Here is a 12,430-nt window from a genome sequence, read left to right as displayed (position 1 = left end):
GCCTCGCTCGGGCGGGGGTCTGGTCGGACGGGGGTCTTGACGGCGGCGCGGCCGCGCGGCAGGACTGCGACGTCGGTACGACCAGGCTATAGGCCAACAGAGGGCGGTAAGCAGATGAAGGCGCGTATCTTTCGGCCGGCCAAGACGGCCATGCAATCGGGCAAGGGCAACACCCGCCTGTGGCTGCTGGAGTTCGAGGCGGACGCCGCCAAGCGGCCGGACCCGCTGATGGGCTGGGCCGGTGGCGCCAGCACCCAGTCGCAGGTGCGCCTGAAGTTCGACTCCTGCGATGCCGCGATCGCCTACGCCGACAAGCACGGCCTGGCCTACGAGGTGCTGCCGGATCAGCCGCGCGCCCTCAAGCTGCAGTCCTACGCCGACAACTTCCGCTAAAGCCGGCCGTCAGACCCGGCCACCAGTGTCCGCAGCACGCGCCGGCCGCGAACGCCAGCGGGTGGGTTACGGCGTCATCGGCTCGGCTGCTTGCTGGAGCTGCCGCTGGATCCCGGCGTGGCTGCCGGCATCGAGCAGGGCGCTGAGCTGGGCCAGGGCCTGTTCGCCGCGGCTGCTGTCTTGCAGGCTCCTGGCATAGGGCGAGGCCGTCCACTGCGTCTGGCTGAGCGCGGTCGGTGCCATCTCGACGGTGCCGCCGAGCGCCTGGGCGATCTGCGCCGCCCGGGCGGCGGCGAGTTCCGGGCCGATGCCGTCGGAGGTCAGGCCGGGGATGGCGTCAGCACTGCGCGGAAAGCTCGCGACGCCGCTGTTGCTCAGCGATGCCACCACCCGGCCGCCGACCTTGACCGTGGCATAGAGGGGGTCGGCAGGCGGTGACGGCCGCGCCGCCGGATCGTCCAGACTGTCCTTGAAGCGCTTGAGCGCCTCGGTGGTCCGCTCGTCCAGTTTGATCATCGGCAGGTTGGCGGCCGAGATCGGGCGGGCGGTGGCAGGGTCGAGCCGCAGCGGGCCGATGGTGATGTCGGACATGGTGGTTGCTCCTCATGTTGTTCGCGTAACAGGAGCAAGCAAGAGTTGTGCCGCCACCAAGGCGGGCGTTTCGCCGGCGGACACGGGCGGAAAACCGCCGGTCCTGCCACGATTGGCGGCGCTTACCCATCGCGGCGCTTCCCAGAGGCAGCGGATCCTGCCCGGTGGATATTGCCCCGCCCGATCTTCTTGCCGCCCGATCTTGCTGCCGACGCTACAACGCCGGGCGGGCGTCAGGCGGGTAGGGGGCATCAGTCAAGGCGGAACGGCCGGTGGCGGGCCGGGTCGCGCCAAAGGAGGCGGTGTCGGGCCGGGGTGGGGGCGATGGCGGCCGCACTACTGGCCGCCATCGCTCGCCGGCGCGGCTATTGCGCCGCGAGTGCCGCGGGGGCGTCCAGCAACTGGTCGCGGGCCGCGTTATATTCCCGTTCCAGCCGGTCGACGACGGCTGCCACCGGCTCGACGGCCTTGACGACGCCGATGCCCTGGCCGCAGCCCCAGATGTCCTTCCAGGCCTTGGCGTCGGTGTTGCCGCCGGAGCCGAAATCCATCTTGCTGGGGTCGGATTCCGGCAGGTTCCTTGGGTCGAGGCCGGCCGCCTCGATGGACTGGCGCAGATAATTGCCGTGCACGCCGGTGAACAGGTTGGAATAGACGATATCCTCGGCAATCGCATCGACGATGCACTGCTTGTAGGCGGGGTCGGCGTTGGCCTCCTCGGTGGCGATGAACACCGAACCCATGTAGGCGAAGTCGGCGCCCATCGCTTCGGCGGCGAGGATGGAACGGCCATTGGCGATCGAACCCGACAGCAGCAGCGGGCCGTCGAACCACTGGCGGATTTCCTGCACCAGCGCGAACGGTGACAGGGTGCCGGCATGCCCGCCGGCGCCGGCGCACACGGCGATGAGACCGTCGGCGCCTTTCTCGATCGCCTTGTGGGCGTGGTTGATGTTGATGACGTCGTGGAACACCAGACCGCCATAGCTGTGAATGGCCTGGAAGACTTCCTCTCGGGCGCCCAGCGAGGTGATGACCAGCGGCACCTTGTGCTTCACGCACATCTCCAGGTCATGTTCCAGCCGGCCGTTGGAGCGGTGGACGATCTGGTTGACCGCGAACGGGGCCGCCGGGCGTTCGGGGTGAGCGGCGGTATGCGCTGCCAGCGTTTCCTTGATCTCCGACAACCATTCGTCGAGCACATGGCCCGGGCGGGCGTTGAGCGCCGGAAACGAGCCGACAATGCCGGCCTTGCACTGGGCCATCACCAGCTGCGGGCCGGAGATGATGAACAGCGGCGAGCCAACGACGGGCAGGCGCAGCTTGGCTTTCAGCGAGTTGGCGATCTGGGATTGGGCAATGGCCATGGTGTAACAACCTCATAAAAGCAGATCAGAAATTATTGGATGCGGCAACAGTCTGCCAGTCCTGCACGGGCGGTCAACAGGGTTCGTGGGGGGTGTGTGCCGGCGGCTGGGCGCTCGGCGGAGCCCGATGCGGCTGGCGTCAAGAAAGGGGCTGCTCGCGCAGCCCCCCGTGACAGCTTTACCCTATGCGGTAACTTCGCCGCACGCGAAGTTCATTATTGTTATGGCACCCGGGTTGCAAACTTATGATTGTGAGGTTCCGGGCTGGTTTGGAATAGACGTTTTGCCGCGGAAGTCAATGTCGACTGCATATCAATTTGCCACTCATGGGTGCGGTTTGAAGGTGGTTCTGCTGACTTTCCATGGCCATGAGCCGAATTTCGGGGGGCTGAATGTATAACGGCCGCCCAAGGGCGGCCGTTACGGGTCGATCAGTTGTCGGTGTCGGTTCAGCCGAACCGGCGCCGGCCACCCGGACCGCCGCGCGGACGGTCATCGCCGAAGCCGCCACCGCCGCGGCCGCCGCCGAAGCCGCCGTCGTCACCGCCGAAACCGCCGCCACGGCCGCGATAGCCACCGCCGCCGCCAGAACGTTCGCCGCCGTAGCCGCCACCGCCGCCGTAGCCGCCCGAGCGTTCGCCGCCGAAGCCGCCACCGCCACCACCGCCGTAGCCGCCCGAGCGCTCGCCGCCGAAGCCGCCGCCACGCGGGCCGCCAAAGCCCGAACGCGGGCGATCACCGCCGAAGTCACGGCGCGGCTTGGGCGCCATGGCTTCCGCTTCTTCCGGGGTCGGGCCACCAATGACTTTCAGGTTCTGGGCCGCCGGCTTGCCCTGCTTGGACATGCCCAGCTCATACTCCACCTGCTGCCCTTCGACGAGGACGCGCATGCCCGAGCGTTCGACTGCGGAAATATGGACGAATGCGTCTGTCCCACCCTCTTCCGGGGCGATGAAGCCGTATCCCTTTTCAACATTGAACCACTTCACGGTTCCGATAGGCATGGTCTTGGTCTTCCTTGTCTTCAGTCGTGCCCGATCTTCCGGGCGCAATTTCCGAATGAAAGAAAGCCCAAGATCCGCAGTTCACTCCTATAACAGAGTTTTAGGGGGCTTGCCATGGCAAAGCGATGCGCATGCGGTGAACATCACGGTGCACGGGTTGCTCACCAAATGGGTAAATAGATAATTGATCAAGCCGTCTGAAAATGGGGCAGGCCGTCTTGCGATCGCGGCAAGCGGGCTTGCGTTGACGGCGTTTGCGTGTCGCAATGCCCGTCGACGCGGCGACCATCGAGACCTTGAACGCCCGCAGAAAGGCAGGTGAGTGTGATGGCCAGTTTTCTCATTCGCATTGTACTGATCGTCAGCGGGTTGTGGATCGCGACCCATCTTGTACCGGGCGTCAGCCTCGATGCGCCGATGACCTTCGTCTGGGCGGCCCTGCTGCTGGTGGTGGTTAACGCCATCGTCAAGCCCGTCGCCATCATTCTGACGCTGCCAATCACCGTGGTAACCTTCGGGTTGTTCCTGCTGGCGATCAATGCCGCCATGTTCGGCCTGGTCGCGTGGTTGCTGGACGGCTTTCAGGTCGCGGGCTTCGGCTCTGCGCTGCTGGGTGCGCTGGTGGTGGGGTTGGTCAGCATGGTGGGGTCGTGGCTGATCGACAGCGACCTCAAGGAGCGGCGCTACGTCAAGCGGGGACAGTGGTGATGGCGCGGCGTGGCTGGGTGGTCGCGCTGGCGGGGGGCGCGGCCGTTGCGCTGGCGGCTTGCGCGACTCCCCGCTCGGCGGTGACCAGCGGGCTGGAGCAGTTCGGCGTGCCGGCACGATCGGCGACCTGCATGGCCGAGCGCATGGACAAGCGCCTGTCACGCGACCAGATGACGTCGGTGGCGCGCCTGCTGCATGGTGCCCGCAAGGCGGAGACCATGGATCCGTCGCGGCGCAATGTCCGCAAGGCGCTCGACGTGGCGCTGGAGGCAGCCGACCCCGAGATCGCCACGGTGACGCTGAAGGCAGGCGTCGCCTGCCTGCTGGCGGACTGAGCTGGGCTCAAAAACCTCGACAGCGCTGGCATGACCTCGCTACATCCTGACGCGCAACAGGCGCGGAGCATGGCACCAGCGATGCAACCGCGTGCGTGACCGGGAGGACGATCGATGATGGCCACAGGGTTCGAGGTGCTGGAGCCCCAATTGCGAAGCCGGGATACCTTTCGCATCTGGGCGCACGACAAGCTGCGCTTCTCCGACACCGACATGGTGGGCCACGTCAACAACACCAATTTCTCGGTGTTCTGCGAGACCGGCCGGGTCGCTTTCAACCGCCAGGTGGTGTTCGGGGAGCTGGATCGGGCGACGCACCTGTTTCTGGTGGCGCGGGTCGCCATCAACATGCGCGGCGAGATCCATTTTCCCGGCCAGGTCGACATCGGCACTGGCGTTGCCGCCATCGGACGCTCGTCCTTCACCCTGGGCCAGGGCCTGTTCGTCGAGGACCGCAACGTGGGGACCGCCGAGGGCGTGCTGGTGCTGGTCGATCGCGCGACCCGCAAGGCGATGCCGCTGCCGGACGTCCTGCGCCAGTCGCTGACCCAGTGGCTGCTGCCCGGCGCCAGCGCCTGAGCGTCCCGCGTCAGCGCCCGGCGAGATAGGCGCGCGTCGCCGTCGCCAACGCGCGGGCCCGGTCGACCGCATCCGGGTAGCCCTCGCGCAGCGCCTTGGAGCGCAGCTCGATGCTCAGCGGCAGGCCGGCCGGCAGCCGGTCGAGAAAATCCCCCAGCGGCAGCGCGCCATCGCCCGGCAGCAGCCGGCCGTCGATGGCCTCTTCCAGAATGGCGGCGGTGTCGTCGCGCGGCGGTGCCTGCGCGGGGGCATCGCAGAACTGGGCATAGCCCAGCAGCGCTGGCGCCACCCGGGCGATGTCGGCCGGCGTGCCGCCCGAGCGCGACAGGTGGATGGGGTCGAGCAGCAGCCCGGCGTTGGGCTGGGCGGCTCGGGCCAGCACGTCGAGCGCGTCGTCGATCGTCCGGACCTCGGTGAACATCATGAACTCCAGCGACACCCGCAGGCCCAGCGGCGCGGCGTGCTCGCACAGCCGGGCGAACTTGGCGACGGTGGCGCCGCGGTCGGGGTCGGAACTCACTGTCAGCACGTTGCGCGCGCCCAGTTCGGCGCCGACGTCGAGCAGGCGGAAATGCTCGGGGTCGTCGGCGCCGGGTTTCAGCCACACCACCTCGATGTCCAGCGCCGGCATGCCGGTGGCCGCCAGCGCCGCGCGTACCGCCCGGGTGGTGGCGGCGGTCCAGTCGGCGGCCTCGAACCACAGGCCGACGCCATCGAAGCCGGCGGCGGCCGCCGCCTCGACGGTGGCGACCGGGCTGAACTCCGGCAGCACGCCGGAGGCCAGCGCGATCGGCCAGGGATTGGGGCGTGCGGGCATCATGAGGTCTCCTGCGGCGGTCGTGAGGGCCACACTGGCGCCACCGCCGACCGACGGCCAGCAGCCACAAGTGACAGGCCGGGCGGTGTGCCGTCGCTCCCGCAACCGGCGTAATGGTGGTTATGCTGGCAGGATCGCTTCCCTCGCGGGCGAACAGGCGATAGGCAGGCGGTATTGCCTTGGTGTCTTGCTCTCAGGTCTGTTGCCGTGCTGCCCGCGCTTCTTTCCGATCCCGCCTTCTATGCCGTCGCCGTGCCGGCGGTGATCATCGTCGGCCTGGCCAAGGGCGGCTTCTCCGGCGTCGGCATCCTCAGCACGCCGCTGCTGGCGCTGGTGCTGCCGCCGGTGCAGGCGGCGGCGCTGCTGCTGCCGCTGCTGATCGTGCAGGATGCGGTGAGCGTGTGGGTCTATCGCCGCAGTTGGGACAAGCGCAATCTCGCCATCCTGCTGCCGGCCGGCGCGGTCGGCGTGCTGCTGGGTTATCTGTTCGCGTCGCGTGTCAGCGAGGCGGCGGTGCTGGCGGCGGTGGGCGGCATTTCGGTGCTGTTCGCCGCCAACCAGCTGATCCGCCAGGCGCTCGGCCATCGGCTGGTGGCGCGGCGGGCGAGCTGGCCGCTGGGGCTGCTGTGCGGCACCGGCTCGGGGTTCACCAGCACCGTGGTCCATGCCGGCGGGCCGCCGCTGCACATCTACCTGCTGCCGCAACGGCTAGAGCGGGACATTTTCGTCGGCACCAACGCGCTGTACTTCGCGGCGCTCAACTGGATGAAGGTGGTGCCCTATGCCGCGCTCGGCCAGTTCGGCCGCGACACCATGATCCTTGCCGCCGCGCTGCTGCCGGTGGCGATCGCGTCGACCTTCGCCGGCGTCTGGCTGGTGCGCCGGGTGCCGCACGAGCGCTTCCTGACGCTGACCAACGGCCTGCTGCTGCTGCTGGGCGCCAAGCTGGTGTGGGACGGGCTGGCGGCGCTTTGACCATTGGCGCCTTTGCCATGCTGTCGGGTGTGACGGTGTCAGGATGATTATCGAGGCCCGTAGCGGTGGTCAGGCCGTGAAACGAAGACGCAGTCCGGGCTCCGGCCAAGTGGTGCGCACGAGCATGCCGGTTGCCGACAACGTGATCCAGGCGGTTCGCATATCCTCGCCGCCGAAGGCGATATTGGTGGTGTAGGGGTCGGGAAATTCACAGGCTGCATGGCGGCCATCAGGGGCGAAGGTCACGATGCCGCCGCGCCGGATGCGCGCGACACAGATGTTTCCGGCGGCTGTGACGGCAAGGCTGTCCAGTTCGACCCCGCCGTCCAGTCTGGCCACCAGTTCCCGCGTTTCCGGTGCGGCGACGGTCGTGCGATACAGGGCCGCTTCGTGCGTGTCGGCGATGTAGAGGGTGCTTCCATCGGGTGATAGCCCCACGCCGTTGTAGGATCGCGCGAGATGGACCTGATGCAGCGCCGATCCATCGGGCGCGCAGCGATAGAGCGCGCTCTGTTCATGCACGCCGTCATGGTGCTTGCCCAGATCCGTGAACCAGAGCTGGCCGGCATCGTCGAACACCAGGTCATTGGGGGCGGACAGGGGCGCGGCCGGTGTCGCCTCGTAGAGGCGCTCCACCTTGCCGGTATGAAGATCGACGCGCTCGATCCGGCCCTCACTGCCGGGACCGGTCGCGTTTTGCAGGCGCATGAGGTCGATCCCGCCACTGTTGCAGACGTACAGGGCGCCGTCCGGACCGATCGCCGCGCCGTTCGGACCGCCTCCGACCTCGGCGATCGCCTCCTTCCCGCCGTTCCAGCATCGTGTAATCCGCCCGGCGGCCAGTTCGACGACAATCACCGAACCGTCCTCCATGACCACGGGGCCTTCCGGAAAGGCGAGCCCGTCCGCCACTATCGTGTATGTCAGTGTTGACATCGGCTCCTTGCCACGGTCTGTCAGCCATGTCGCTTGGTTGTTCCGTTGCACGGTCGACTCAGAATCGGAAGCGTGCCTCGATGTAGAACATGCGTGGCGGTCCGTAGACCACTGCATCGACGCCATAGGCCCAGATGCCGCCACCGCCGAGAATATAGTCCTTGTTCGTCAGGTTGGTGGCCCCGACCGCCAGATCCATGTCGCGGCCAAAAAGATTGTTGGCCTCGGCGCGCAGATTGATCAGCGTATAGCCGGGAATCTGGCTCGCGCCGTCGGCTGCGGAGTCGATAGGCGCGCCGCCATTGAACAAGACTTCCTGAATGGCCGGCACCCGTGCCGTGGCGTCCCCCAAATAGAGCTTGCTTTGGTAGCTCAGGCTGGGAATGAGGGCCAGTTCGACGCCGGTCTCAAGTTCCTTGTGAAGGCGTGCCTGGAAGTTCACCTTGTGCTTGGAGTTGGCGCCCGGCGGGTTGACCGCCAGCGCGTTGTTCGAGATCGGATGGCTTTGCAGGAAGATCGGTCGGAACGCCTCGGGAAGCAGTGACAGTGCCGTTGCCACCGTCTCATCCGGGTATTTCAGATGACGGGCATCCACAAAGGTGTAGTTTGCCGAGATCGACAGCCAGTCGGTGGGCGCGAAGGCGAGGTCGGTGTCGAAACCGCGATACCGGCTTTTGGGCACATTCTGAATGGTGGTGACGAGTGCGCCGCCCGACAGGTCGAGATAGCTGCGCTGGGCGCCGTGATAGATGTCCCAGAAACCTTCGATGTTGAAAGTGCCGCGCTGGCCCGCGAGCTGGAAATTCGTTTTCGCGCCGGCGTAGAAATTATCCACGGTCTCGGGGCCGAAATTCGCCAGGTCGGCACCCCGGCCATTGAAGCCGCCGCGCTTGTAGCCGCGCTTGTAACCGGCATAGAGCATGACGTCGTCGTTGAGCTTGTAGTCGGCGCCGACATTGTATGACCAACCACGGAATTTCCGCTGGCCGACAAGATCCAGATACGCGACGCTGGCTGGCAGCGTGTCGGGATCGGGAATCTCCGAGAGATTGGAGGTGTTGTTGTTTACCTGCACAGACCGGTCGTAGATGTCGTCCCACGTCCGCCGCGCCGCGCCCGTCAGCGTCAGTTTATCGGTGACATGATACGTCAGCGACGCGAACAGCGACTGTGTCGTGAAGCGGGATTGGCGGAACTGGATGTCGTAGTCCGGTCCGGCCTCTGAGAAACTGAAGGTATTGGTGACGATGTTCATCGTGCTGTCACCGCCGGGCTGCCGTGTCTGGTCATGCATGCCGCCGATGATCCAGTCCAGCTTGCCGCCGGCCGATGTGCCCTGCAGCTGGAGTTCGTTAACGAGCTGGCGGTTCTTGAGCTGGCGCAGGGGCCTGACCAGATTGATGCCCGGAATCGCCGCGCCGTCTACGTCCGATGGATTGTTGCCATAACCACGGGCCGAAATGTAGCTCAGGATATTCTTGACCCGCAGATTCTCCGAGATATCCCAGGTCGTCGTATTGATGATGGCGAACGTCGAGGACCGGTCCCGATCCAGGTTGGTGTCGAGAGTTGAGCGTTGGGCGTCATCAATAATGGAAGGCGTAACGCCGGCACCGAACGCTGTTCCCGATCGACCTTTGATTACCTTGGAGGAAGAGCGATTCTTGTCGCCGTGCCAGGTGACGATCGTGCTGTTGGTAAGCGTGTCGGACAGGTCCACCCGCAGGGTGCCGCGGAGCTCGATCACATCCTGGTTGTTGTAGTCCTGCACGGGGAGCGGCGTGAAGGTCGTCAGGTCGAGCTCGCCGCCCAGCGTCTTGGTGTAGCCTTCCCGGTGCCAGTAGAAGCCGGCCAGTCGCAATGCGACCTTCTCGCTGAGCGGCAGGTTCAGTGCGGCCTCGAACTGGCGATTCTGATAATCACCCAACTGGCCGCGGGCGTAGCCTTCGAGCTTGTCGGTTGGCGGGGCCGGTACAAAGAGCACGGCACCGCCCGTGGTGTTGCGGCCGAAGAGGGTTCCTTGCGGACCTTTCAGCACCTGTACCGATGCAAGGTCGAAGTACTGCGGCGGCAGGGTCGGAATCTGGAATGGCGGGGAGAGCGGAACGTCCGCGAAATATGTCTCGACGGAACCTGACGCTGCGCCGAAGAACTGGCCACGTCCGCGGATCGAGAAGTCAGGAAGAGAGGCATTGCCGGAGCCAGCATTGACCACAAGGCCCGGAACGGAGCGCGCAAGGTCGTAGGATGAGGTGATGCTGCGCTCGTTGAGTGCGTCCTGATTGAACGCCGTGATGGCGATCGGCACCTGCTGAAGCTTTTCTTCAGTGCGGCGAGCGGTCACGAGAATTTCGTCAATGACGACACCGGTGGAGCTCGCGACTCCCGTGCTGTCCTGTGCCAGCACGGGAGATGTCATGAGCAGGCCAATGGGCAGGACGGAGTACAGGTGAATGTTGCGCATGAAGTAATCCCCCCAAACAATATTTTGCTTGTCTTATCGTTTGCCCGCCGAATTAATTTGGCGGTTATCATGTTTATGTTGGTGAACGTAGTATAATAAGAGGCTTCGTCAAGCATATTGCATTGATGCTCCTGCCGCTCAATGGCGGCGTGCCCCGGCTTGTCTGGTGCCGCTGGGGCGGTGGACGAGATCGGGCGGGAAGGGGAAAATGCCATTCGGGCAACAAGGCTGTTGCCAACCGTCCTTTTTGCACCGCACAATAAGTCATGCGCATTGCCATAGTCGACGAAAGCGCCATGCGCGCCGCCGTGATCCACGAGGGTCTGGCCGCGCTTGATGATTGCGAGATCTTCGTCGTCACGGATAGGCGCGGCCTGGTCGCGCGCATTGGCGAGATCGCGCCCGACATCGTGCTCATGGACCTCGGCAATCCGTCACGCGATGTGCTGGAGGAATATTTCGCCGTCAGTCGTGCGCTGGCGCGACCCATCGCCATGTTCGTCGACGAGAGCGACGCGGACTCGATCGCGGCCTCGGTGGAGGCGGGCGTCTCCGCCTATGTCGTTGACGGCATGGCGGCGCACCGCATCCGCCCGCTGCTTGATCTGGCGGTGCGTCGCTTCAACGCCTTCGCCCGCCTGCAAGCCGACCTTGCCGAGGCCAAGGGCAAGCTTGCCGAGCGTGAGACCATTGACACAGCCAAGCGTATCCTGATGGACAGCCGGGGATTGCCGGAAGCGCAGGCTTACGCGGAACTCCGGCGCACGGCCATGAACCAGGGCAAGCGCATCGCCGATATCGCCGAGGCGGTTGTCACCGCGCACACACTGATGGGAGGACGCTGATGCCCAACGAATTCGTTGTCGGCTTCCTGCCTCTGGTGGATGCCTGTTTGCCGATTCTCGCCCGCGAGCATGGCTTTGCCGAGGCGGAAGGCCTGTCGTTGCGGCTGGTGAGGGACATCAGCTGGGCGACGGTGCTTGACCGCCTGCTCTACGGCCACAGTGATGCCGCGCACCTGGTGGCGCCGCTGGCCATCGCCACCACCCTGGGCCGCGACCGGCCCGCCCAGCCACTGTCCGTGCCGTTCGTGCTGGGTCTGAACGGCAATGCCGTCACCCTGCGTCCCGAACTGGCCCGTCAGGTGGGCACGCCGGGGCAACTGGGCGATCCGGCGCGTGTCGGTGCGGCGCTGGCCGTGGTGGCGCAGGCCCGCAAGGCGGCCGGCAAGCGACTGCGCTTCGGGGTCGTCCACCGTCATTCCAGTCATAACTACATGCTGCGCTACTGGCTGGCCGCGTGTGGCGTGCGGCCGGACGAGGAGGTGGAGATCGTCACCGTGCCGCCGCCCTTCTGTGCGGACGCGCTGGAGGCTGGCGAGGTCGATGGCATCTGTGTCGGGGAGCCGTGGAACAGCGTGGCGGTGGAGCGCGGCGCCGGCGAGATCGTGCTCGTCACCGCGCAGATCTGGCGCCGCGGAGTGGAAAAGGTGCTGGCGCTGCGTGAAGCCAGGCTGGAGGAACGACGTGCTGATGTGGAGGCCCTGGTGCGCGCCTTGCGTCGGGCGGGCGCCCACTTCGTCGACCCGGCGAACTGGGATGTCAATGCGGCGATCCTGGCGCGTCCCGAGTATCTCGATGGTGACGCGGTGCTGATCCGGCGGGCGATCTCGGACCGCCTGCTGCTGGCGCGTGGTGGTGAGCTGGTTCACTTCCCCGACTTCATGTTCCAGCATCGCGAGGCCGCCAACTTCCCCTGGGTCAGCCAGGCCGAGTGGCTCTACACCCAGATGGTGCGGTGGGAAGGGCGTGGCTTTGATCCCGGTGACGCCATCCGCGCTGCCCGCGTGTTCCGTCCCGATGTTTACCGCAGCGCACTATTGGGGACGGGCGAGCCGCTGCCGGGCGCCAGTTCGAAGGTCGAGGGCAGCCTGAAAGGCACCACCATCGTGGGGACCCAGCAGGGCTCCATCACGCTGGAAAGTAATCAATTTTTTGACGACCGGGCATTTGATCCGGCCGACCTTGCCGGCTACCTCGCCCGCCTGCCCTGAATGAAAATTTTTGCTGCAATGCGAGAAGAGGCTTTACGGCGGATAGGCGAATCGCTTACCCATTAAGGGCGCAGGACGATGCTGCCCAAGGTGGGGCGGAGGTTCATCCTCCTGCGGAAACGGAACATTGCGTGGCAACGTCGCCGCCCGATCTGGCTCTTCAGTGAGCTAAGTCGAGGCGGCTTTTTTGTTGTTCGCGCCTGAACGG

General features: G+C 65.8%; 12 protein-coding genes and 1 pseudogene. 7 read left to right on the top strand and 6 right to left on the bottom strand.

Annotation, left to right across the window (positions count from 1 at the left end; all coding sequences use genetic code 11):
* Positions 1–114: 114 nt before the first annotated feature.
* Entirely contained in the window at positions 115–393 is a 279-nt protein-coding gene (locus ABU113_RS13270; protein ID WP_454559980.1) for an ETC complex I subunit, read from the top strand.
* 66 nt (positions 394–459) lie between these two features.
* On the opposite strand, the gene ABU113_RS13265 is transcribed toward ABU113_RS13270, so the two are convergent.
* From ABU113_RS13265 to ABU113_RS13255, 3 genes and pseudogenes are all read right to left on the bottom strand, one after another.
* Positions 460–984, bottom strand: a complete 525-nt coding sequence (locus tag ABU113_RS13265) for a hypothetical protein (protein ID WP_454559979.1) — start codon at positions 982–984, stop codon at positions 460–462.
* Between the two features lie 365 nt (positions 985–1,349).
* Positions 1,350–2,351: an NAD(P)H-dependent flavin oxidoreductase gene (locus ABU113_RS13260; protein ID WP_454559978.1), complete on the bottom strand. Its 1,002-nt coding sequence runs from the start codon at positions 2,349–2,351 to the stop codon at positions 1,350–1,352.
* Positions 2,352–3,157: 806 nt separating this feature from the next.
* Positions 3,158–3,355 (bottom strand): annotated as a pseudogene (locus tag ABU113_RS13255) (cold-shock protein); the annotation flags it as partial.
* A 327-nt stretch (positions 3,356–3,682) separates the two neighbouring features.
* On the opposite strand from ABU113_RS13255, the gene ABU113_RS13250 reads away from it, so the two are divergent.
* The 3 genes from ABU113_RS13250 to ABU113_RS13240 all read left to right on the top strand — a co-directional run bounded on the left by ABU113_RS13250 (position 3,683) and on the right by ABU113_RS13240 (position 4,977).
* A complete protein-coding gene (locus ABU113_RS13250; RefSeq protein WP_454559977.1) occupies positions 3,683–4,063 on the top strand; it encodes a phage holin family protein in 381 nt (126 codons plus the stop codon).
* Positions 4,063–4,398: a hypothetical protein gene (locus tag ABU113_RS13245; RefSeq protein ID WP_454559976.1), complete on the top strand. Its 336-nt coding sequence runs from the start codon at positions 4,063–4,065 to the stop codon at positions 4,396–4,398. The genes ABU113_RS13250 and ABU113_RS13245 overlap by 1 nt, the downstream gene beginning before the upstream one ends.
* A gap of 114 nt (positions 4,399–4,512) precedes the next feature.
* Complete coding sequence (locus ABU113_RS13240; RefSeq protein WP_454559975.1) at positions 4,513–4,977, top strand: acyl-CoA thioesterase; 465 nt, start codon at positions 4,513–4,515, stop codon at positions 4,975–4,977.
* Between the two features lie 10 nt (positions 4,978–4,987).
* Here the strand turns inward: ABU113_RS13240 and ABU113_RS13235 are convergent, their stop codons facing one another.
* Positions 4,988–5,797: a sugar phosphate isomerase/epimerase family protein gene (locus ABU113_RS13235; protein ID WP_454559974.1), complete on the bottom strand. Its 810-nt coding sequence runs from the start codon at positions 5,795–5,797 to the stop codon at positions 4,988–4,990.
* Between the two features lie 204 nt (positions 5,798–6,001).
* Between ABU113_RS13235 and ABU113_RS13230 the strand changes: the two genes are divergently transcribed.
* A complete protein-coding gene (locus ABU113_RS13230) occupies positions 6,002–6,769 on the top strand; it encodes a sulfite exporter TauE/SafE family protein (protein ID WP_454559973.1) in 768 nt (255 codons plus the stop codon).
* A 69-nt stretch (positions 6,770–6,838) separates the two neighbouring features.
* On the opposite strand, the gene ABU113_RS13225 is transcribed toward ABU113_RS13230, so the two are convergent.
* Positions 6,839–7,681, bottom strand: a complete 843-nt coding sequence (locus ABU113_RS13225; RefSeq protein WP_454559972.1) for an SMP-30/gluconolactonase/LRE family protein — start codon at positions 7,679–7,681, stop codon at positions 6,839–6,841.
* Positions 7,682–7,763: 82 nt separating this feature from the next.
* Positions 7,764–10,169 (bottom strand): TonB-dependent receptor, encoded by a 2,406-nt coding sequence (locus tag ABU113_RS13220; RefSeq protein ID WP_454559971.1) that lies wholly within the window; start codon positions 10,167–10,169, stop codon positions 7,764–7,766.
* Positions 10,170–10,435: 266 nt separating this feature from the next.
* Between ABU113_RS13220 and ABU113_RS13215 the strand changes: the two genes are divergently transcribed.
* Together ABU113_RS13215 and ABU113_RS13210 are read left to right on the top strand one after the other, a co-directional pair.
* On the top strand, positions 10,436–11,014 hold the full coding sequence (locus ABU113_RS13215) for an ANTAR domain-containing response regulator (RefSeq protein WP_454559970.1): 579 nt from the start codon (positions 10,436–10,438) through the stop codon (positions 11,012–11,014).
* Positions 11,014–12,222 (top strand): CmpA/NrtA family ABC transporter substrate-binding protein, encoded by a 1,209-nt coding sequence (locus tag ABU113_RS13210; protein ID WP_454559969.1) that lies wholly within the window; start codon positions 11,014–11,016, stop codon positions 12,220–12,222. The genes ABU113_RS13215 and ABU113_RS13210 overlap by 1 nt, the downstream gene beginning before the upstream one ends.
* Positions 12,223–12,430: the final 208 nt, after the last annotated feature.

The organism is Parapedomonas caeni (genome assembly GCF_041060555.1).
Taxonomy (GTDB): domain Bacteria; phylum Pseudomonadota; class Alphaproteobacteria; order Sphingomonadales; family Sphingomonadaceae; genus CAUJIW01.
Note: the sequence above shows the minus strand (reverse complement) of the source record. Positions and strands in the feature narration are given on the sequence as shown.